We start from the raw sequence: 20,714 nt of genomic DNA on the forward strand, positions 1-20,714 counted from the left end.
TGCTCACCCTCCTATCTCAATTTGTTTGATGGAGAGAGATTGTGATCGATCAACTCCTGGATTCTCTGTCTGCCATGCTTATCGCGGTAACGGTTTCTATCGCCTTTTACTACGCCGCGTATTTTGGTTTAGAGAAAGCGTTATCCAGTAAGAACTTGCAGGGTGAAGAGAAAAGAAAGCGTGATCAGCTAAGGCTGAAAGTGCAGCCATTTATCTTTGTCGGTCCTGCCTTAATATTGCTGACAATCTTTTTGGTGTACCCCGTCATCGAGACATTTCGTCTGTCTATGTATGACAGAACCGCGACCGAATTTGTCAGCTTCAGCAACTACTCATGGGCATTCGGCGACGAAGAATTTTCACAAGCCATTATTAACAACATTCTATGGCTGATATTTGTACCCACACTGAGCACTGGGCTGGGTTTGGTGATCGCCTACCTTGCTGACCGGATCTGGTGGGGGCAAGTAGCCAAAACGCTCATTTTCCTACCCATGGCGATTTCGTTTGTCGGGGCGAGTGTTATCTGGCGTTTTGTTTACGACTACCGAGGCGCAGACAGTGACCAAATCGGATTATTAAATGCCATTGTGGTGGCGCTGGGGGGCGAACCACAAGCCTGGATAGCCTTACCTTTCTGGAACAACCTTCTATTGATGGTCATTCTTATCTGGATTCAAACTGGTTTCGCCATGGTGCTGCTTGGTGCGGCTATGCGTGGAGTTTCCGAAGAAGTCTTGGAAGCGGCCAAACTGGATGGGGCGAATGACTTTCAAATCTTCCTGAAAATTCTTGTTCCTCAAATCATTCCCACCATTTTGGTGGTGTGGACGACCATTACCATTCTGGTGCTAAAAGTCTTCGACATTGTTCTGACCATGACTAACGGGCAGTGGGACACAGAAGTCATGGCGAACCTGATGTTTGACTGGATGTTCCGTGGAGGAGGCGACTTCGGGAAAGGCAGTGCGATTGCCGTTGTCTTGATGATTGCCGTGGTTCCGGTGATGTTATGGAACATTAAAAAGGCAAGGGAAGAATAATGGAAAGAAATAAGAAAAAGCTCTCTGCCGGAACGCTATTCAAACATGGGCTGATCCTGTTCTTTGTGCTGGCTTGGACTTTACCAACTCTAGGGCTGTTGGTCAGTTCGGTGCGAGACAAAGATCAACTGGCGGTGAGTGGCTGGTGGACAGCCATGATCACCACTGAACGCAATGAAGTGGTGCGCACGGGCAAAAAAGGCAGCGAAATTCGTGAAGGCGACCAGTTTGTTATTCAAGGCAACTTATTTGAGAAAGAGTCGGGAAGAACAGTAAAAAGCTGGGGGGAACGCGCCAAAGAAATCGACGCCCATAATCCCGGAGATTCTGTTGAACTGAAAAACGGTACAGTGCTGACGGTTCTGGAAAACGGCGACTACCGATGGGAGTCGGACGAACCTTTTACCCACAAACGCGGCAAACGCATTTTTCATGTTGCCAACATTCCGCCTCGGTTCACTTTTGAAAACTATCTGGAAGTGCTGGCATCGGAAGGGGTAGGGCAAGCGTTTGTGAACTCCCTAACGGTGACGATTCCGGCGACCTTTATTCCCATCATGATTGCGGCATTTGCGGCCTACGGTCTGGCGTGGATGGATTTTAGAGGAAAGAGCATCATGCTGGCGATCATCGTTGGTTTGCTGGTGGTGCCTTTGCAAATGTCTTTGATTCCCGTGCTGCGCTTGTATAACGAGTTCGGCAACCTGTTCGACGTTGCCACCAAGTCTTACCCCGGAGTGTGGCTGGCGCATACCGGATTTGGTCTACCTTTGGCGATCTATCTGTTGCGAAATTACATGGCGGGGCTGCCAAAAGAGATCATGGAATCGTCCCGAATGGATGGGGCAAATCATTTCCAGACGTTCACAAAAGTGGTGCTTCCGCTGTCGCTTCCGGCATTGGCGTCTTTCGCCATCTTCCAGTTCCTATGGGTTTGGAACGATCTGTTGGTGGCCATGGTGTACCTAGGGAACAGCGGAGACAAAATTGTATTAACAGCCCAGCTTCGTGAGCTTTTAGGGTCTCGGGGAGACAACTGGGAAATCTTAACCAGTGGCGCGTTTATTACCATAGTGGTGCCACTGGTCGTGTTTTTATCGTTGCAGCGATATTTTGTTCGCGGCTTGCTGTCGGGTTCGGTTAAAGGAGGATAATAATGGCAATTTCAAATTCGGAATGGTGGCGTGGAGCAGTGATTTATCAAATTTACCCGCGCAGTTACATGGACAGCAATGGCGATGGGATTGGCGATTTAAACGGCATTACTAGCAAACTGCCTTACATCGCGAAATTGGGTGTCGATGCGATCTGGCTATCGCCCATCTTTGCTTCACCTATGAATGATTTTGGCTACGACATTGCCAACTATGTCGAAATTGATCCTATGTTCGGCACACTAGACGATTTCAAAACATTGCTGGATGAAGCGCATAAGCTCGGGCTGAAAGTGATTGTCGACCAAGTTTACAGCCACAGCAGTGATCAACACGCATGGTTTGAAGAAAGCCGACAAGACAGAACCAACCCGAAAGCGGACTGGTATGTCTGGGCAGACGCAAAAGAAGACGGTACGCCGCCGAACAACTGGCTCAGTATTTTTGGTGGTTCAGCATGGCAATGGGACAGCCGTCGTCAGCAGTATTACCAGCATAACTTTTTAGCCTCGCAGCCAGACCTGAATTTCCACAATCCAGAAGTGCAACAAGCCACGTTGGATACCGCAAAGTTCTGGATGGATTTGGGCGTCGATGGTTTCCGGTTGGATGTGGTGAACATGTTTTTCCAAGATCAGGAACTGAGAGACAACCCACCAGTGAGAAAACCGGAAGAGCAGTTTGTGGGTACGGATAAGAAAAATCCATTCAGCTATCAATATCACTGCCACCAACTGACTCAGCCAGAAAACCTTGAATTCTTGCAGAAACTGAGAGCGGTGCTGGATGAGTATCCGGATCGATTCACTGTTGGTGAAATTGGTGCACCCGAAGGGCTTAAAGTGATGGCGGAGTATACGTCTGGTGGCGATAAACTCCACTCGGCTTACACCTTCGAACTGCTTGGTGACGAGCATGGCGCTTCCCACATTCAGGGAACGCTGGAGCGAATTGAAGAAAATCTGGGGTCGGGCTGGCCATGTTTCGCATTAAGCAACCATGATGTGGTGCGTAGCGCTACTCGCTGGAGCACCGACAGCAATGGCATTAAGTTAGAGCGAGAGTCGCTGGCGAAAGCCAGCATGGTGTTCCTGCTTACTCTAAAAGGCAGTGCATGCATCTATCAGGGAGAGGAACTCGGGTTGCCGGAAGCGAATGTGCGTTTCGAAGACTTGCAAGATCCATTTGGAATCGAGTTTTGGCCGGACTTCAAAGGTCGTGACGGATGTCGTACCCCAATGATTTGGAACCAAGAAGGCGGCTTTAGCACAGCCGAGTCGACATGGCTGCCAGTAGAAGAGGCGCATAAGCCACTTAATCCGGAAGATCAACAGCAACAGGCAAGCTCGATGCTGAATTTTGTGCAGCAGTTTGTGGCGTGGCGTAAGACCAAACCACTGCTGAAAGGTGGAGACTTCAAGTGGCACTCGCTGCATCCGGAATTGATCAGTTTTGAACGATACCTAGAGGATCAGAGAATGCTTATTGTGCTGAACCTGACTGGTGAAGAAATCGCTCTGCCAGAGCTTGGTGAGCATGGGCTGGCTATTGAGTCATTAGAAGAAATCGGTTTGCCTTACAGCCAGTCCGATGGCGTGTTTACGCTTCCATCTGCGGGTGGATTCATCGCAAACCTGAAAAGCAGTGAGGGGTGACAGATGGCATCAGTAACCTTTAAAAATGTCAAGAAGGACTACAGCGGAACCCAGGTAGTAAAAGGGTTTGATTTGGAAATTCAAGATGGGGAATTCGTTGTATTGCTGGGCTCTTCGGGGTGCGGTAAATCGACAACTTTACGCATGGTTGCAGGGTTGGAAGACATCAGCAGTGGAGAAATTTTTCTTGATGATGTGTGCATCAACGACGTCGACCCGAAAGATCGCGACCTCGCCATGGTATTCCAGAGCTATGCGCTTTACCCCCATATGTCGGTGTACGACAACATCGCGTTTTCCCTCAAGTTGAAAAAGATGTCGAAGGATAAAATCGACCAGCGAGTCGAATGGGCGGCGGATTTACTTGAACTCACCCCACTGCTTGAGCGAAAACCCAAAGCACTATCGGGTGGTCAGCGCCAGCGTGTTGCGATGGGGCGGGCGATGGTTCGAACGCCTAAGCTTTTCTTGTTTGATGAGCCGTTGTCCAATCTCGATGCCAAGCTGCGTGCTCAGATGCGTGCGGAAATCAAAGGGCTTCATCGCGAGCTTGAAACCACCACCATCTACGTCACACACGATCAGGTTGAAGCAATGACGCTGGCAGACCGAATTGTGATTATGGAGAAGGGAGTGATTGCCCAAATCGGCTCACCAAAAGAGGTGTTCAATCGGCCAGTGAACAAGTTTGTTGCAGGGTTTATCGGTAATCCCAGCATGAATATGATCGACACATCGGTTTCCGAGTCGGAAGGAAAAGCGTCTCTTGCGCTGAATGGCGGCAGTATTCAGATACCAGAGCAGTTTGACCAGGTAACTGCTGGGAACCAGGTGACGTTAGGTATTCGACCGACCGATATTCATCTTAAACCTGAATTTGTTGGACACGACAATCACGTGTCCGTGAAATGCAAATTGGTGGATTACGAATTGCTGGGAGCCAGCATGCTGATCCGTGCGGAAATTGGCGACCAGCCTTTGTCACTGGAAGTGCCAGCTGACGATGATTTTTCGCCCGATGAAGATTTCTTCACTGGCTATCTGGATTTGAATTCAATTCACTTGTTTGACGCAGAAAAAGGACAAACATTACGCAGATAATTTGTTAGTCTATCCGACCCACTTTTTGTGGTTTGATAGAGTAAAAACAGGACGTTGAACGCATTATGACCGCTAAAAAACTGACACTAAAAGACGTTTCACTCGCTTTGGGCGTGTCCACGGCGACCATCTCTAATGCGTTCAACCGCCCTAATCAGTTGTCCGAAAAACTCCGTTTACACATTCTCGCTGAGTGCGAAAAAATGGGGTTTTACGGTCCCAATGCGGCAGCTAGAAGTCTGAAAATTGGTAAGTCAGGCATTATTGGTGTGTCGCTGGCTGAGCACCTGCAATACAACTTCAGTGACCCAATTGCCACTCAGTTTCTGACGGGGGTATCGGAAGTGTTTGATGAAGAAAATATCAATATTCTTCTGCTTCCCAGCCGTGTTGGGTTTGCTGAAAGCCGTTCTTTCGATGCGTATGCCGACGGCTTTATTGTGTACGGTCCCCCCAAAGATGACGAAATGCTGGCAAGGCTGATACGCCAGCATAAACCCATGGTTTCCGTCGACGTCGATATCGATGGTGTCTGCCACATTAATACCGACGACGAAGGGGCCGCCTCGCTTATAGCCACCCACACACTGAGTCAACCGTTCCAACAAGTCTGTATTCTTGGGCTGCGCCTGACCGCATCCCGTGAAGTCGAACAGATAAAAACGTCCGATCTGCTTGCACCAAATCTGTCGGTTTCAAATCGCCGCTTGCTGGGTATGCAAAATGTGCTGAAAGCCAAAACAGGTCATTTTCTGTCGGACGAGTTCATCTGGAATGTGCCAGACAACGAATTTGAACAAGGCTACGCCGCTGCACAACGAGCCATTGAAACCACCAGACCAGACGTCATTCTTTGTATGAGCGATGTAATTGCATTAGGGGCGATGCAAGCTTGCCAAGATGCAGGATTGAATGTTCCTACGGATGTAAGAATCTCAGGTTTTGATGACATTCCCCAAGCCAAAACAGCAGGGTTAACCACCATTCACCAGGCTCAGAGAGAAAAAGGACGCTTGGCCGCCCATATGATTTTAGGGAAAGAACCTCTAAAGAGTTGTGTGATAGACAGTGAGTTGTGCGTCCGAACCAGTGCGTAGATTCGAGTCGTATTCGACACCTAATTTAAAGCGACTGATCTTTTTTACAGTTCTGTTAAAACTTTTGTTGCCTGCTTTCTACCCAAGTTTGTCCATTTCAATGTTTTTACTGACTAAACAGTTTTCAAATACTTATATAAAATTCAGTGTATTACATGCTAACCTAAAGACTTTGTAAGAGTGTTATACGACAACTTGTGGATAAATCATATGGACATTTTGTTGTTTAAGAGCTGTTAAGTGTAAGAGGAAGTATGTCAGAGTACCAAAGTTTGTTAACTGCTTTACTTAGAGGGAAAAAGCAAAGGCATCCATTTAGCTATGATTCTTCAAAGTCGTCATATAGAAAGGACTTACAGGAGAGGCTCGATGACTTTGAGAATAAATTGGATAGGTACACCCGTAAGGGGGGACGTTTAGCAAAGACATTGAAAAAGAATCTGCCCCAAATACAGCGCAATAACGAGCTCATTCTCAAGTGTATTGATGAATACTTAAACGGTAACTCTGGAAAAGCATATGACACATTTGAAAGAATGATGGGTTATAAAATAATAAAAGATGCAATTTCACATTTAAGTCGGGAGTTAAAGCAAGTATGTGTCAAACCTAACTACTTGTATAGAGTCAGGGTGAGCGAGTCGCCTTTGACAGCAAGAAAAGATATGTTCCACATTCCATTTAATATGAGACACTTGGTTGGTGCTCAAAGGTATTCGATTGCTGGTTTACCATGCCTATACCTAGGAACATCTATTTATGTTTGCTGGCAGGAGATGGGCAAGCCAAATTTAGATTCTCTTTACATCTCTAGTTATCAATTAAATGCAGCCAATTATAACAACCCTAAACGTCTCTTAAATTTTGCATATTCTCTAGAAGCTATGAAGAAAAGTGACATGGAGTTGTTATTTTTCGATTTCGAGAGTGATGAGCCATCCCTTGAGCAACAAATAGGACATTTTGTTTTATGACCTCTACTAATGGCTTGTAGCTATATCAAGGTCAATGAAAGTGCAAATTTCAATGTTGAGTATGTGGTTCCTAATATGCTGCTTCAGTGGATTACGACCGATGCTCCAAGTGTTGATGGAATTATGTATTTATCAACCAAAACAAAACAACTTCGAGAGTCTAAAGTTGGAATAAATGTAGTAATACCACCAACACTTGTTGAAGGTATGGAGTATGGACCTTTCTGTAAAAGCATGACAAGTGACTTTGAATTAACAAAACCAATATCTTGGCAGCTGCTCGAAACAATAAATTGTAATGAAATAGATATATCATCTGACTTTGGTCGTGGGGATGATATAGAAAAAGAATTTATCCAAAGCTATAAAAGCACAAACTTTTATAAGGCTGAAAAGAAAATTGAAAAAATATTAAATCTGGCGCCCGTCGATTCCAATTAATACATATAAATCTTGTGATCAACCTTGTTTTATTGAAAGTTCGGATTCAAAGGTAGGTTAAAATGTTTAATCCGAAAGAACTGCGTATCATAGCTATTTGTTTGAAAGAGAGACTGGAAAAAGAACAGCTTCAATTGGCAAGAATGGATGAAGACACAGATGAGTATATGGAAAAAGCTAATGACTTAATGCTTATCGACAGCTTGATAGCCAAATTTGAAGGAAAAGCATAACATCTAATTCACCCCAGTTAACAAGATGACTAATTGAAATCAGAGCACAAGAAGTTAACGTCTTCAACTCTATTTCATGATGAAATAACAGTAAACTCAGAATCAATAGGTGAAAATAAACGCCTTAGGTCTATTAATTCTAGGGAGGCAAGGATGCCAAAAGTAGTTTCAGTGAGTAAATGTGCCGAGCATAACTTTTCTAAATTGGTTGTTGATTCCATATTACTGATTGAGGGGGAAGGTGTTGAAGGAGATGCTCATAGGGGGAAAACTGTAAAACATCGCTCCAGAGTCAAAGTTGATCCAACTCAGCCAAATCTTAGACAAGTTCATCTTCTTCATAATGAGTTATTCGCCGAGCTTGATGCTAAAGGGTTCATAGTTGAGCCTGCATCACTTGGTGAAAACATTACAACATCAGGTATTGATTTGCTTGGTTTACCAAAAGACACTGTAATTAGGTTTAGCAGTGGAGCGGAAGTACTAATTACAGGTCTCCGCAACCCTTGTCCGCAAATTGAGGGGTACCAGACAGGGTTATTGTCTGCCGTTTTAGGTAAAGACAACTCAGGAAAACTAGTCCGCAAGGCTGGAGTAATGGGTATCGTTAAAGTAGGTGGGCGAGTATCGACAGGTGACAGCATAGTGGTTGAGTTGCCAGAGGAACCATTTCAACCCCTAAAAAGGGTTTAACAGATAGCATAAGCCCAACGTTTGGCATTTTGGGTTTGTGGTGAAAATTAGGTGTTTAAGGCGCAGTGCAGAGGCTTGTTTTGTGCGTTGTCTGCGGTTTAAGCTGGCGTTAGGTATAAGTAAGTTTAAATTATGAGGATGATATGAAGAGGTTTGTTTTACCATTATTGTTATTTTCAACTTCTGCGCTATCAGGTGATATCGTTACCAATGGAGTAATAACTGAAGTAAGAAACACAGGAAATAACATGGATATGTTTGAAATCATAGTAAGTAATGGCACGGGACCGTGCTCAGGAAAAACTATTAAGTTCCCTCGCTCTGATGCTGCTACCAAGGAAATACACGATCGCGCTTTTTCTATGGCTTTGACTGCATTTGCTAGTGATTCAAAAATAAGAGTACACAACTACCGAGATGATACTTGCGATCATGCTGTATACATTACCATTAGGAAATAACCATACAAGCACCCACCCGGTCAGATACGTTTCTCTAAAGGAAATGTTTCAGCAAATTTCGATGGGTTACGTCATGTCTTAGGACGAGAACGGATCATCAATTGACAGTTAACACATGTGAGCCTTCCGCCTATCAATTGGCAATAATTCTAAGTTGGCTGCGTTGGCAGCCAATTCATTTCGAACAATAAAGTTATCTACTTTGTTTTGTCATTTCGTTCATTAAGCATGGCTTACGACAAGTGGAAGCCATAATACGATCTTGTCGTCGTTAACGTTTCTTCGTTTGGCTCTAGATATAGGGCAATTAAACAAAAAATCACCGTGAAGCTTTCTGCTCCACGGTGATTTTGTTGAGTGCTACTTAGCCGAATAAAATATGAAATTCACGCACGGATTTTCTGTGCTATTCCAAGGGAAAGTACCTGCGATGCAGAAAGAGTATCGGTTTACGTCTTCCAGATTATCAAAGGTTTTAACCACGCCATTAAATCGATTGGTATTGTGAATGTTGCTCGAGTTTTGTATGTGGTGGAAGCTTAAATATGGATCCTGCGTGCTGTATACGGACTGGCTGCCGTCAAACACTGCTTCCATAGACTTGTCGAGCCTAATTGAATGCGGTCTCGCTTGAGCTTCATAGCGTTTACCATTGAACAATACGATGGCTTTTGGCGGCTGAGGCTCATCTCCCCTTACGGTTAAGTCCAGATCGTATTTCTTAAGCTCGCCTTTTGCTCCGGGTGGGAAAGAAACGTGCTTGGTAAAATTCCTATTGTCTACATACAGTTCAACGCTAAGGTTCTTACTGGTTAAGAACTTATCGAGATTGAGCTCAGGTGTTTTGGTCGAAACAGCGGTTATCAGAGATTTGCCGAATGTCTCGTCATACACTCGCCAGTGGTATATCCACTCTGTAGCTTGAGCTGGCTCGGTCGCTGAAATGGTTGGAATTTGCTGGATTTGCGCGGATAGCTTGTCTTGCCAATTGTCGACACTTGGAGACGCAACGTTGGCTGGCGTTACATTAACCTTCCAACTCCTGTTCCCATCGCTGTCACCGCCATAAACCTCCTTAGAAAAAGAGATCTTGCCAGTCGCCGTTGTTTTCAAATAGAGCACTTTCACGTTATCGGAAAAGTCTACGCCCGCGTAACGGAATAATCCTGTCAACTGTACCGCATTAGTATCCTTACTGTATGCCTTCCAACCAGAAGTCTCACTTAAGTTTTGGTCGCCAATAGCAATGCAATTTCCCACATTTATAGAAGTGTAGGTCTCGTCTGTAAGAGCCGTTGCTGGAATAGGAGTACTATTCGCTGCATGGCACGTGGGTTGAGTATCTGCACCACTAATAACAAGGTCGAACCTAACAAGCCTTGTTTCAGTATCACTGACAACTTTTGCATCAATTTTAACGTTCTCAGAAGAATCCGTAGCAAGATAATCGTATTCATCGAACATTTCATAGGTGAATTGGGTTCGGGATGCGTTAACCGTGACCAAGCCTCGATTTGAATTCTGGCTGAGTCTGGAGCTGGATGTGCTGAAGTTTGCTTGTTCGAACCGCGCGTTTGATCCACTTACAAAATCTGAAGCGCTAAATGTCCTTGTTTGTGATTTGATGATAGGTGGTGGGGTTATCACCGTAGGTTCTACGCTTTCAATTTCAAGCTTCGCACAAAATGGATACGCCTTTGTAATGGTGTTGCTTCGCGACACACAAGATTCGACATGGTAGATGCCTACCTCGCTTATGGGTAGGACAATAAAGTCTAATTCTGTATACGTATTTGTTGTGCCACTTGGGTTTTTCACCGTCCAAAGTGCAGATTTAAGTAATTGATGTTGAGCATTTCTGAGTGTTATTGAATTGACATCATTTGCTTCGGGCTTGAACACTGTAATCTTGTGCACTTTATTATCGGTTCTTGCTCTGACAGAGTCGCCATTTGTAATATCGATTTGGGCACCATAGGTCCAGGCCAACGCGTTGCCAGGTTGAATTGGGTGAGTGGGTACTGGGTCGGTAGGCGAAGTGCCTCCAGAATCGGATCCTCCTCCGCAGGCACATAAGCCAAGTGCAGCGGAAGCTAACAACGCGTTTTTCATTATGGTTTCCTGACATTTTAATAGAAAGTTGAGCTGTCAGGTAAAGTAGGGAGCCGAGTATTAATTTTGTGTTAACTTAACTTTTTGTAATCCTTTGCAATTTTATTCATTTTATATTTTGTGACCAATTTAACTTTTTGGCTGTTCCCCCTTCCATCATCCTGCTTTCTACATCATTTCATAAGCCTAATCCTATCTTTCAAACCAGTTACTGCTTGTAGTCCTATTCTTTAAGAGAACGATCTTGTGATCAGCTTCACGCTAGTTGCTAAATTGATCAAATAATAGCCAAAATGAATTTACATATCGTATTTAAAATGTAATTTTATATTTAAAATGTCGTTCGCGATAAGGAGATCTGCGATGATCATTGACAGTCATCTGCACCTATGGGATTTGGACGAGTTCAATCTTCCATGGGTGAACGATTTTGAACCATTGAACAAAACGTTCAGTATCGACGCCTATCTTTCTGATTTTAAGAAAGTTGATAAGTCGGTGTATTTAGAAGTGGATGTGGTTCCGGAGCAGAGAGATGCGGAAATTGAGTACGTAGGCAAGCTTTGTCAGAACCCTGAATTACCGCTTGCGGCAATGGTGGCATCCATTGAAGTGACCAGAGCAGATATTGATGAATACCTTTCTTCTGTTCGAACCAACGCGCCTCATGTCGCCGGTTTCAGGCAAGTACTCCATACCCCAGAAATGGAAGCAGGTCACTGCCTTTCAGAAGCGTTTGTCAAAGGTGTGCAGGCGATGGGGAAACAGGGGTTCTCTTTTGATATTTGTATTCGACCTCAAGAACTCGCCGATGCGGCTGCGTTAATTAAGAAGTGCCCTAGCACCCAGTTTGTACTGGATCACGGTGGCATACCCGCCATTGCCTCTTATGTTGAAGACGAATCTGCGTATAAAACATGGCAACAGAACATCGCCTCCATCGCGGCGCACTCCAACGTAGTGTGCAAAGTGTCTGGATTAGTCACGCAGGCTGGGGACTTGTCGAAAAACGAGGCAACGTTAGTGGAAGTGATCGCCTGGCTGAAATCGTCCTTTGGTTCGGAACGTTTAATGTTTGGTTCCGACTGGCCAGTCTGCACCTTGGTTGAGCCTGCACAAGCGTGGCAATCCAGGTTGGATGATCTTGTGGCGCATTGGAGCGACTCGGAAAAGCAAAACCTCTATTTCAAAACCGCGGAAAATGTCTATTTGTCTCGAGTAGGGAACTGAGGAGATACCATGAAAAAGTTTGGTCAGGTCATCCAGTTGAAGCCAAAACATTACGATGAATACGTAAAAGCCCATGCCGAAGTGTGGCCTGAAGTACTGGCTCAGATCGAAGCATCACATATTCAGAATTACTCCATTTTTCATCACAACGGCTTGCTCTTCGCCTACTTCGAATATGTAGGAGAGGACTTCGAAAGTGATATGGCGGAGATGGCAGCCGATCCGACAACGCAAAAATGGTGGGCATGGATGAAACCCATGCAGCAACCTCTGCCAGAAGCAGGTGAAGACTGGTGGCTGACAATGGAACAGGTTTTCGAACAGAAATAAGGAGAATGACATGTTGCAGGGAAAAGTTGCGTTAGTAACCGGGGCAGCATCGGGTATTGGTCTGGCTATCGCCAAAGGGTTTCATGATGCCGGAGCGCACGTTGTGCTGGTTGATGTGAATTCACAGCAACTTGAAGATGCGTCGAAAGAGTTCAATACGGATAAGGTTTCTACCTTTCAGTGTGATGTGTCCAGTGAAAGTGATGTTGCCAGTGTTTGCGCTGCAATAGAAAGCCAAATCGGTCGTCTGGATGCTCTGGTTAACAATGCGGGTATTGCGTCTATCGGCTCGCTTGAAAATACCTCTCTTTCTGAACTGGAGCGAGTTTTCTCTGTTAATGTCAATGGGTTATTTCTTTTCTCAAAGCATGCCATGCCACTGCTTGAAAAAGCACAGGGTGCCATTCTCAATCTCTCTTCCATTGCCGCCAAAGTGGGCATATCCGACCGCTTTGCCTATTCCGCGTCAAAAGGCGCAGTACTCGCAATGACCTTAAGTATCGCAAGAGACTACGTGGCGAAAGGTGTTCGTTGCAACTGCCTGTGTCCGGCACGTGTACACACTCCGTTTGTTGATGGGTATCTGGAGAAACACTACCCAGACACCAAAGAGGAAATGTTTAAAACGCTCAGCGAATACCAGCCAATTGGTCGGATGGGAACCCCGAAAGAAATTGCCGATCTCACGGTGTTTTTGTGCAGTGACAAAGCGAGATTTATTACAGGATCTGCGTATGACATTGACGGCGGTGTCACCCAGTTACGCTGATTTTTATCGATTTAAATCATTTTGATAGTGAAGGAATACAACCATGAAACTTGTTCGAGTAGGAGAAGCCGGCAGCGAGAAGCCTGGCGTCGAACTGAATAGCGGAAAACGCATCGACGTCAGTGCGTTTGGTGAGGATTATACTGAATCTTTCTTTGGTTCAGACGGACCAAAACGCCTCAGTGAGTGGCTTGATGAACATCAGGGGAATTGCCCAGAGTTTGGCGAGAACGAACGTTATGGAGCCCCAATCTGCCGACCTTCGAAAATCATTTGTGTCGGGTTGAATTATAAAAAGCACGCCGAAGAATCTGGGATGCCTATCCCGGGGCAGCCGGTTTTATTTATGAAAGCCACCAGTTCTTTATGTGGTCCGAACGATCCCATCATCATCCCTAAAAACAGCCAGAAAACCGATTGGGAAGTTGAGCTGGCGATTGTAATCGGTAAGCGTGCAAGTTATGTGTCGGAAGAAGATGCGTTAGAGCACGTCGCCGGTTACGTGCTTCACAATGACTATTCAGAACGAGAATTCCAGCTTGAGCAGGAAGGTCAGTGGGTGAAAGGAAAAAGCTGCGACTCATTTGCGCCGCTTGGTCCTTATGTTGTGACCACAGACGAATGCTCGGATGCGCAAAACCTAAGGCTCTGGCTGTCACTGAATGGTGAAATGCTGCAAGACAGCAACACCAGCGACATGATTTTCTCCATTGCTAAACAGGTGAGTTACATCAGTCAGTATATGACCTTACTTCCCGGAGATGTGATTTCCACAGGCACGCCTTTTGGTGTGGGGTTGGGCTTTAACCCTCCTCGCTACCTGAAAGAGGGCGATATTGTCGAACTTGGAATCGATGGGCTTGGCACTTCAAGTCAGACTGCGATTACCTACGAGAATTCGCAAAACTAAGTGAAACACTTTTAAAAAACATGGAGCAAAGGACGCACCACCATGGCAACCATTGAGAAAGCAGAGCTGTATTGGGTAGATCTAGAACCAGAGGTTAAGCGCACCGACGCCATTCAGTCGTTTGTGTGCCAGGAAACCCCAATGGTCAAAATTACAGATAGTGACGGCGTAACGGGGATAGGGTATACCTACACCATCGGCACTGGTGGGTCGTCGGTCGTCGCTTTGCTTCATGATCATCTTCTTCCTCAGCTTATTGGCAAAGATCCAGACTGCATTGAGCAAATCTGGCGTGATCTGTATTTCCACAGTCACGCAACGTCAGTGGGGGCGATAACTTCTCTGGCATTGGCCGCGATAGACACGGCTCTTTGGGACAGAAAGTCCATCAAAGCACAGCTTCCACTTTGGAAAGTTGCTGGTGGAGCCAAACCCGAAATCCCGCTCTATACCACCGAAGGTGGCTGGCTACATCTCACGCCAGAACAGCTTGCAGAAGATGCGATTGAAGTGCAGAAACAAGGCTTTGGTGGTTCAAAGGTTAAAGTGGGTTCGCCCTCTTTGGCAGAAGACATTCGCAGGCTAGAACACGTGAGAAAACAGGTTGGGGATGACTACCACATCATGGTTGATGCCAACCAAAGCTTTAGCCGAGACGAGGCGATAAAACGCGGTCGGGCATTTGCCGATTTAGGCATAAGCTGGCTGGAAGAACCTATGCCAGCAGAAGATATTTCAGGTCACGCGCAGCTTTGTGCAACGGCTGGTCTGCCAATTGCGGTGGGTGAATCCATGTATGGAACACGAGGATTCAGAGAGTATCTGGAGCAAGGCGCGTGTCATATTGTACAGGTCGATGTGGCGAGAATTGGCGGTATTACCCCTTGGTTGAAGGTGGCGCATTTAGCGGAAACGTACAACGTTTCAGTTTGCCCGCACTTTTTAATGGAATTGCACGTATCACTCTGTTGTGCGGTTCCGAACAGTCGCTGGTTGGAGTTCATTCCTCAGCTAGGTTCTATTTCCAGCAGCAGGCTCAACATTATTGATGGGAAGGCACAGGCACCAACCGATATCGGCTTGGGTATTGCTTGGGACTGGGACAAAATTCAATCGGAAACTCGGACTAATAAGGTGATTACTTAGTCAGATCACAGAGCAAGTCCTTATGTAAATAGTGGTCTCTGAAAAGCTAGGTCACAGCCGTGATACGAAACTGGTTTTCTCTGATGAAACTTGTTATCCGATTGAGTAACATGGGCGTAGCCCTGTTGGTTCATTCATTAAGGAAAGCATTTGGACACGAAAGCAGAGAAAAAATACCAAGCTCCCGCTTTGGAAAAGGGGTTGGATATCCTAGAAGTTTTATCTAACCACGCATCCGGTTTATCGCAGGTAGAAATCGCCCGAGAGCTAGGGCGCAGCGTCGGGGAAATATTCCGAATGCTGGTGGTACTCTGCGACAGAGGCTACCTTTCCCTTGATCCCCACACCGACCGTTACGCACTCACAACGAAGCTGTTTGAAGTGTCGCACCGATATCCAAAAATTAAACGACTGACCTCACTTGCCGTGCCGGTAATGAATGCACTGTCGGAGAAGCTACAGCAATCTGTGCATCTGGCGATCATCTCTGAGGGCAGTGTGCTCGTGATTGGGCAGGTAGATTCACCGGGTTATCACTTGATGAGTGTTCGCCTAGGCGCAAAACTTGATGTCTGGAAAGCGTCGTCTGGTCGGGTAATATTGGCGCACTCTCCTAAATCCGAGCTGGACCAGTTTATTGTTGCTCACCCTCCTGGTACTGATGAAGAGACCAATGCGATTCGTGAAGAGTTAGCCAAAGTTCGCAAGAAGGGCTACGAAGAGCGCAAAAGCTACGTGATTAAAGGTGTGGTCAACATTTCTGTCCCGCTTGTGGATTACTCTGGGCAAGCCATCGCCTGTTTGACTATTCCTATGATTGAGAGTGTGGAAGGCGACAACCGAGCCAAGCGCAAAATGTGTCGTGACGCAATGCAGGAGGCGGCGGATTACCTAAGCGACCAGTTGGGTGGCAATTTGCATCACTAAGCCCCTAAATTATCTTGTTCTTTCATTTCTTTGGGATTGGATACTGAAGCAAAGTAAAAGTTTGCCTGTACATTTTTGGTTATTAAATCGACAAAGTGTGATTGAGCTGCAACTTTACCGGATGACTGTCCATACCACTAATTCCTGGCATTGATATAAACCACCTGGTGTTCTAGGTTATTAAATCAATTTTATATAAATGTTAGGAGTTGGTGATGGGAAAACCTGCTGCCACCGTTACATCAATGCATGTCTGCCCTAAGGTTACAGCTAAAGTTCCTCATGTAGGGGGACCCGTGGTCAGCGGTTCTGGAAATGTTCTGATTGGCGGTTTACCCGCTGCGAGAAAAGGCGATACCTTAGTGTGTATCGGTCCTCCAGATACCATCAAACAAGGCTCTGGCTCTGTTTTTATCAACGGTAAACCTGCTGCAAGAATGGGAGATGGCACCGACCATGGTGGCAAAATCGTCGCAGGAAATCCAACGGTGCTGATTGGCTGATCCTAAGCGAAAAGGATGTAAGTCAGTGACAATCGATTACGAAAGAGAGGTGACCCACCTCTCTTTTTTTATGCGTGACGTTTCGCAAAGCTGTTCTTTGTCTGGTGATATATCTATTATCACGCTACCGAATCACCAAGGCACTGTGCCTGTAACGAAGAAAAGGAGGATTTAGTTATGTTAGTGTGTCGCCCATTCAGCGCACGTCACTTTGCTATAGTGAACCACTCAAGACATTGCGATATCGTGCTGCGATAATCCTGGCTTGAGCGAAAGACAAAATACATTTCTATTTGGAGTGCTCTTCTCTCGAGCTTCTGGATTGTTGTCAGCGTAGTTTGACAAAGGCTTCGTGCCTGCAATTCTTGAGAAACTCATGAGTACTTTATTATCAGCACAATCTCTTACTATTGAACAACCTTCGAACACTCTGTTTGAAGCGATTTCTTTCACTCTTCAACAAGGTAACAAAATAGGACTCATTGGACACAATGGGTGCGGTAAAAGCTCATTACTGAGCGCATTGAGCGGCAAAAATGACACTCATACCGGAACCATTACCCAAGCAAGACGATGTGTAGTGGCAAGCGTGGAACAAACACTGCCACAAGATGTTCAACACGCAAGCCTGTTAGATGCATTGGCAGAAAAGCTCACCAACGTCGATGAAGTATGGCGCGTTGAAGCCATGCTGGCGGAGTTTGGGTTTGTACCAAGCCAATGGCAACAAGCCGCCTCTTCCCTAAGTGGAGGGCAACACATGAAGTTGTTGCTTGCTCGGGCGTTAATTCAGGAGCCAGACTTACTGCTGTTGGATGAGCCAAGTAACCACTTGGATCTGCCGACATTACTCTGGCTTGAACAGTTCCTCAAGCAGTGGCGAGGCAGTTTTGTATTGGTTTCGCACGACCAGACGTTACTGGACAACGTAACCAACACAACTTGGATCATGCGAGACAAAACACTGCATTGTTTTGATTTGCCTTGCAGCAAAGCGAGAGCTGCATTAGCAGAGAAAGACATCGCCGATGAAGCTCGCCATAAAGCTGAGCAGAAGGAAATTGATCGCATTGAAAAAAGTGCCAAGCGGCTGGCGATATGGGGAAAGGTTTACGATAACGAAGACTTAGCCCGTAAAGCCAAAACCATGGAAAAGCGAAAGGAACGGTTAGTCGAGCAACAAACTGAGCTGACACAAGGCTCGCCCTGGACACTTTCCTTATCAGGAGAAAGTATGCCAGCCAATCGCCTGTTGGAGTTGGAAAATACTCAGGTGAGGGCTCAGCCTGAACTTGCTGTGTTGTTTGACGTAATGCACCAACAGGTAAAAAGTGGCGACAAGGTCGCGATTCTTGGACGTAATGGTAGCGGTAAGTCGTCGCTAATGAGGATGTTATGGCAGAGCCATCTTCTTAACAGTGACGAACACTTGCTTTCGTCAGAAGGCATTACGATCCATAACCGGGCACGTGTCGGGTATTACGACCAGAGCCTTGAACAACTGGACGGGAATGCCAGCTTACTGGATGCACTTTACCCCTATGGCAATCTGCCAGAAGAAACGCGTAAACGCTCGCTGATTAGTGCAGGTTTTCCATTTCAGCGGCATCACCAAAAAGTCGGTGAGTTGAGCGGCGGGGAGCGTTCGCGCTTGCTGTTCATCGGTCTGACATTGGCAAACTACCACTTACTGATGCTGGATGAGCCTACCAACCACCTCGATTTAGAAGGCAAGGAAGAGCTCTTTGATACTCTGCAAAAATTTGAAGGTGGGGCACTGGTGGTTAGCCACGATCGTCAGTTGATCGAAACGGCGTGCAATCGCTTTTGGCTGGTTGATGATGGCAAACTTGAGTCGTTTCTGGACGTGAATCTGGCTTATCAGAAACTGGCTGAATCAGAACTGGTTTCAGATAGGCGCGAAACCGTTGTTGAAGCGTCGGTCGAGTCTAAAGGGGGTAATGAGACGGACGAAGAGCAACTACTGGAAAAGCTCTTTGAACTGGAGACTCTGCTTGAAGACGATCTGGCTCGAAAGCCTAAGCATCAAAAACCAAAGCTTCAGTCACAATGGCGAGAAGAAATTGCTTTAATTAATAGTAAGTTAAACCTATAAGATATAAAACTGAACGCTCTCCAAATGGGGAGCTTCTTTTTATCCTGAGTTCTGTTTTTAGGTAATTTCCATGACTGTCATTATCAGAAAAGCGTTTGCAGACGAATGTCAGGCTCTGCATAACTTGGTCACCAAAGACGAAGAATGGACGAAATACAACGGTCCTTACTTTGGCTACACCCGCCCAACGGAAGACGTGTTTCGAACAACCACATTCCAGCGGCTTCTCAAAGGTGAAGACATACAGGTCATTGAATGGAATGGCAAGCCAGTGGGTACAGTTAGCTGCTATTGGGAAGACGAAAACACCCGTTGGTTAGAATCTGGTGTGGTGATCTACGACTCCAGAGCATGGGGGCAGGGCATAGCACATCAGGCACTGACTCAGTGGGTCTCACACATATTTGCCACACGAGAGCTAGAAAGAGTGGGGCTGACAACTTGGTCGGGCAATCCAGCGATGATGAGATGCGCCGAAAAACTTGGTTTTAAGCTCGAAGGACAACTGCGCAAAGTGCGCTTTTACAACGGGAAATATTACGATTCCATAAGATACGGAATACTAAAAGAAGAGTGGGAACAGCTAAGGGAAAAGGGTACTCAATGAAATACATGGCGATTCTGCTGATTAAGTTTTATCAACGCTTTATCTCTCCATATAAGGGGTTTCGATGCGCACATGCCTGTTTACACCAAGGGGATTCCTGTTCTGAAGCAGTAAAAAAGATCATTCAGAAACACGGCGTGTTTTCATCAAGAACAAGAATTTCACAGCGTTTTTCCGCATGCAGAGTCGCAAACGATACTTTGAAGCGAGAGAGGAAAAAGAAAAAAGACAAAAAAGAAAACGGTCAATTTTGTGACAATGCAAGTTGCTGTGTAGACGCGTTGTCATTGAAAAAAGATTGCTCTGACTGTTCCTGCGATTGTTGGTAAATACACTCAGGAGAATGCTGCTTTGAGCACCAAGCAGCAAACTCCCTATACATGTCATGTTCATGCATTTTTTGAACTCTGAGCAAATAGAACAGCGTATTCTTATTCGAAGAACTGATTTTCCTCTAAATACCCTTGTGCACCAATGGCTCTGAGTACCAAATCACTGAATATATTGCCTATTTCCTCTTCCGACTGGCGTCCGCCGGGTTTAAGCCACAGGAAGCTGTAGAAAAACATACCTAACAGACCTTTAACGGCAGTTTTGTCTATCTTTCTGAACTGTCCCTGAGCTGATCCTGCTGCAAAAGCATCTTCCCAAATCTGTTGGTATTCGGCGTGCAGGTTTGCAACCGCCTGGTATCGATCCCCGGTTAAAGAGTGAATTTCCCTGAAACAGACCGTCATTTCCGCTAGGTGCATGCTAATAACGTGCATCAGGTGACGACTCAGGCTTTTCACGCGCTCTGCCGGATCAATCTGATTCGCAGTGATCTCTCTCCCCGCCTCAACCAGTTCAACGATATAGCGTGAGGAAATGTCATACAGCAGGTTTTCCTTGGTATCAATGTGGTGATAAAGCGCACCGCGCCCAAGCCCGGTTGCTTCACCAAGCTCTGCCACACCCACACCATTGAACCCTTTTTCAGCAAATAGTGTTGCAGCAATCTGTCGGATTTTTGCTGCCTGTTTTGTATCTTTCAGAATCTTGCTCCTTGTCCGGAAAATTCGGACTGTTCGGTACAATTATATATGTAATGGGATGACTATTCCCAACTTTGCTTCCGATGCCATATGTTTGGAAAGTTAAATAAAATCTAGATAAAAAGCAAGGTTAAATTAATTAAATGAAAAATAATTGTTGACAAAATGTTAAACAGGA

The 20,714-nt window shown here is 45.7% G+C and carries 22 protein-coding genes; 20 read left to right on the forward strand and 2 right to left on the reverse strand.

Features of this window, described 5'->3' with window-relative positions:
• Window positions 1–41: 41 nt before the first annotated feature.
• From INR79_RS07050 to INR79_RS07095, 10 genes are all read left to right on the forward strand, one after another.
• On the forward strand, window positions 42–1,043 hold the full coding sequence (locus INR79_RS07050) for a carbohydrate ABC transporter permease (RefSeq protein ID WP_223096562.1): 1,002 nt from the start codon (window positions 42–44) through the stop codon (window positions 1,041–1,043).
• Entirely contained in the window at window positions 1,043–2,197 is a 1,155-nt protein-coding gene (locus INR79_RS07055) for a carbohydrate ABC transporter permease (RefSeq protein WP_223096564.1), read from the forward strand. Before INR79_RS07050 ends, INR79_RS07055 begins: the two co-directional genes overlap by 1 nt.
• Before the next feature lie 2 nt (window positions 2,198–2,199).
• Window positions 2,200–3,852 carry an alpha-glucosidase gene (locus tag INR79_RS07060; protein WP_223096566.1) on the forward strand — a complete coding sequence of 551 codons (1,653 nt, stop codon included), beginning with the start codon at window positions 2,200–2,202 and terminating at the stop codon, window positions 3,850–3,852.
• Between the two features lie 3 nt (window positions 3,853–3,855).
• Window positions 3,856–4,953: an ABC transporter ATP-binding protein gene (locus tag INR79_RS07065; protein ID WP_223096567.1), complete on the forward strand. Its 1,098-nt coding sequence runs from the start codon at window positions 3,856–3,858 to the stop codon at window positions 4,951–4,953.
• A 65-nt stretch (window positions 4,954–5,018) separates the two neighbouring features.
• Window positions 5,019–6,050 (forward strand): LacI family DNA-binding transcriptional regulator, encoded by a 1,032-nt coding sequence (locus INR79_RS07070; RefSeq protein ID WP_022592247.1) that lies wholly within the window; start codon window positions 5,019–5,021, stop codon window positions 6,048–6,050.
• Between the two features lie 254 nt (window positions 6,051–6,304).
• A complete protein-coding gene (locus INR79_RS07075) occupies window positions 6,305–7,024 on the forward strand; it encodes a hypothetical protein (RefSeq protein ID WP_223096569.1) in 720 nt (239 codons plus the stop codon).
• A gap of 9 nt (window positions 7,025–7,033) precedes the next feature.
• Complete coding sequence (locus tag INR79_RS07080; protein ID WP_223096571.1) at window positions 7,034–7,465, forward strand: hypothetical protein; 432 nt, start codon at window positions 7,034–7,036, stop codon at window positions 7,463–7,465.
• A gap of 62 nt (window positions 7,466–7,527) precedes the next feature.
• Window positions 7,528–7,698, forward strand: a complete 171-nt coding sequence (locus INR79_RS07085; RefSeq protein ID WP_223096573.1) for a hypothetical protein — start codon at window positions 7,528–7,530, stop codon at window positions 7,696–7,698.
• A 153-nt stretch (window positions 7,699–7,851) separates the two neighbouring features.
• Window positions 7,852–8,391 (forward strand): MOSC domain-containing protein, encoded by a 540-nt coding sequence (locus INR79_RS07090; protein WP_223096575.1) that lies wholly within the window; start codon window positions 7,852–7,854, stop codon window positions 8,389–8,391.
• 143 nt (window positions 8,392–8,534) lie between these two features.
• Window positions 8,535–8,852, forward strand: coding sequence for a DUF5992 family protein (locus tag INR79_RS07095; RefSeq protein WP_223096577.1), 318 nt, complete (start codon window positions 8,535–8,537; stop codon window positions 8,850–8,852).
• Between the two features lie 360 nt (window positions 8,853–9,212).
• Here the strand turns inward: INR79_RS07095 and INR79_RS07100 are convergent, their stop codons facing one another.
• Entirely contained in the window at window positions 9,213–10,964 is a 1,752-nt protein-coding gene (locus INR79_RS07100; protein WP_223096579.1) for a hypothetical protein, read from the reverse strand.
• Between the two features lie 363 nt (window positions 10,965–11,327).
• Here INR79_RS07100 and INR79_RS07105 point away from each other — a divergent pair, with 363 nt between their 5' ends.
• The 10 genes from INR79_RS07105 (at window position 11,328) to yidD (ending at window position 19,831) form a co-directional block, all read left to right on the forward strand.
• Complete coding sequence (locus tag INR79_RS07105) at window positions 11,328–12,194, forward strand: amidohydrolase family protein (protein ID WP_223096581.1); 867 nt, start codon at window positions 11,328–11,330, stop codon at window positions 12,192–12,194.
• 9 nt (window positions 12,195–12,203) lie between these two features.
• Window positions 12,204–12,524, forward strand: coding sequence for an L-rhamnose mutarotase (locus INR79_RS07110; protein WP_223096583.1), 321 nt, complete (start codon window positions 12,204–12,206; stop codon window positions 12,522–12,524).
• A gap of 10 nt (window positions 12,525–12,534) precedes the next feature.
• Entirely contained in the window at window positions 12,535–13,293 is a 759-nt protein-coding gene (locus tag INR79_RS07115) for an SDR family NAD(P)-dependent oxidoreductase (RefSeq protein ID WP_004402973.1), read from the forward strand.
• 43 nt (window positions 13,294–13,336) lie between these two features.
• A complete protein-coding gene (locus tag INR79_RS07120; RefSeq protein WP_223096585.1) occupies window positions 13,337–14,203 on the forward strand; it encodes a fumarylacetoacetate hydrolase family protein in 867 nt (288 codons plus the stop codon).
• Window positions 14,204–14,245: 42 nt separating this feature from the next.
• Window positions 14,246–15,349, forward strand: coding sequence for a mandelate racemase/muconate lactonizing enzyme family protein (locus INR79_RS07125; RefSeq protein WP_223096587.1), 1,104 nt, complete (start codon window positions 14,246–14,248; stop codon window positions 15,347–15,349).
• A 150-nt stretch (window positions 15,350–15,499) separates the two neighbouring features.
• Complete coding sequence (locus INR79_RS07130; protein WP_004401250.1) at window positions 15,500–16,276, forward strand: IclR family transcriptional regulator; 777 nt, start codon at window positions 15,500–15,502, stop codon at window positions 16,274–16,276.
• A 215-nt stretch (window positions 16,277–16,491) separates the two neighbouring features.
• Window positions 16,492–16,779, forward strand: a complete 288-nt coding sequence (locus tag INR79_RS07135; RefSeq protein ID WP_004401251.1) for a PAAR domain-containing protein — start codon at window positions 16,492–16,494, stop codon at window positions 16,777–16,779.
• A 376-nt stretch (window positions 16,780–17,155) separates the two neighbouring features.
• Entirely contained in the window at window positions 17,156–18,895 is a 1,740-nt protein-coding gene (locus tag INR79_RS07140; RefSeq protein ID WP_223096589.1) for an ABC-F family ATP-binding cassette domain-containing protein, read from the forward strand.
• 70 nt (window positions 18,896–18,965) lie between these two features.
• Window positions 18,966–19,502 (forward strand): GNAT family N-acetyltransferase, encoded by a 537-nt coding sequence (locus tag INR79_RS07145; protein ID WP_223096591.1) that lies wholly within the window; start codon window positions 18,966–18,968, stop codon window positions 19,500–19,502.
• A 5-nt stretch (window positions 19,503–19,507) separates the two neighbouring features.
• Window positions 19,508–19,831: a membrane protein insertion efficiency factor YidD gene (yidD, locus tag INR79_RS28250; protein ID WP_410482897.1), complete on the forward strand. Its 324-nt coding sequence runs from the start codon at window positions 19,508–19,510 to the stop codon at window positions 19,829–19,831.
• Between the two features lie 102 nt (window positions 19,832–19,933).
• Here the strand turns inward: yidD and INR79_RS07155 are convergent, their stop codons facing one another.
• Window positions 19,934–20,578 (reverse strand): TetR/AcrR family transcriptional regulator, encoded by a 645-nt coding sequence (locus INR79_RS07155; protein ID WP_004401255.1) that lies wholly within the window; start codon window positions 20,576–20,578, stop codon window positions 19,934–19,936.
• Between the last annotated feature and the right edge of the window lie 136 nt (window positions 20,579–20,714).

Origin of the sequence: Vibrio sp. SCSIO 43132 (genome assembly GCF_019904195.1) — a bacterium.
GTDB classification, from domain to species: Bacteria; Pseudomonadota; Gammaproteobacteria; order Enterobacterales; family Vibrionaceae; genus Vibrio; species Vibrio nigripulchritudo.

What these genes read in the sequence shown, in the direction of transcription:
- INR79_RS07055 (WP_223096564.1), top strand. Translation starts at nt 1,043, where the DNA reads ATGGAAAGAAATAAGAAAAAGCTCTCTGCCGGAACGCTATTCAAACAT.
- INR79_RS07060 (WP_223096566.1), top strand. Translation starts at nt 2,200, where the DNA reads ATGGCAATTTCAAATTCGGAATGGTGGCGTGGAGCAGTGATTTATCAA.
- INR79_RS07065 (WP_223096567.1), top strand. Translation starts at nt 3,856, where the DNA reads ATGGCATCAGTAACCTTTAAAAATGTCAAGAAGGACTACAGCGGAACC.
- INR79_RS07070 (WP_022592247.1), top strand. Translation starts at nt 5,019, where the DNA reads ATGACCGCTAAAAAACTGACACTAAAAGACGTTTCACTCGCTTTGGGC.
- INR79_RS07075 (WP_223096569.1), top strand. Translation starts at nt 6,305, where the DNA reads ATGTCAGAGTACCAAAGTTTGTTAACTGCTTTACTTAGAGGGAAAAAG.
- INR79_RS07080 (WP_223096571.1), top strand. Translation starts at nt 7,034, where the DNA reads ATGGCTTGTAGCTATATCAAGGTCAATGAAAGTGCAAATTTCAATGTT.
- INR79_RS07085 (WP_223096573.1), top strand. Translation starts at nt 7,528, where the DNA reads ATGTTTAATCCGAAAGAACTGCGTATCATAGCTATTTGTTTGAAAGAG.
- INR79_RS07090 (WP_223096575.1), top strand. Translation starts at nt 7,852, where the DNA reads ATGCCAAAAGTAGTTTCAGTGAGTAAATGTGCCGAGCATAACTTTTCT.
- INR79_RS07095 (WP_223096577.1), top strand. Translation starts at nt 8,535, where the DNA reads ATGAAGAGGTTTGTTTTACCATTATTGTTATTTTCAACTTCTGCGCTA.
- INR79_RS07100 (WP_223096579.1), bottom strand. Translation starts at nt 10,964, where the DNA reads ATGAAAAACGCGTTGTTAGCTTCCGCTGCACTTGGCTTATGTGCCTGC.
- INR79_RS07105 (WP_223096581.1), top strand. Translation starts at nt 11,328, where the DNA reads ATGATCATTGACAGTCATCTGCACCTATGGGATTTGGACGAGTTCAAT.
- INR79_RS07110 (WP_223096583.1), top strand. Translation starts at nt 12,204, where the DNA reads ATGAAAAAGTTTGGTCAGGTCATCCAGTTGAAGCCAAAACATTACGAT.
- INR79_RS07115 (WP_004402973.1), top strand. Translation starts at nt 12,535, where the DNA reads ATGTTGCAGGGAAAAGTTGCGTTAGTAACCGGGGCAGCATCGGGTATT.
- INR79_RS07120 (WP_223096585.1), top strand. Translation starts at nt 13,337, where the DNA reads ATGAAACTTGTTCGAGTAGGAGAAGCCGGCAGCGAGAAGCCTGGCGTC.
- INR79_RS07125 (WP_223096587.1), top strand. Translation starts at nt 14,246, where the DNA reads ATGGCAACCATTGAGAAAGCAGAGCTGTATTGGGTAGATCTAGAACCA.
- INR79_RS07135 (WP_004401251.1), top strand. Translation starts at nt 16,492, where the DNA reads ATGGGAAAACCTGCTGCCACCGTTACATCAATGCATGTCTGCCCTAAG.
- INR79_RS07140 (WP_223096589.1), top strand. Translation starts at nt 17,156, where the DNA reads ATGAGTACTTTATTATCAGCACAATCTCTTACTATTGAACAACCTTCG.
- INR79_RS07145 (WP_223096591.1), top strand. Translation starts at nt 18,966, where the DNA reads ATGACTGTCATTATCAGAAAAGCGTTTGCAGACGAATGTCAGGCTCTG.
- yidD (WP_410482897.1), top strand. Translation starts at nt 19,508, where the DNA reads ATGGCGATTCTGCTGATTAAGTTTTATCAACGCTTTATCTCTCCATAT.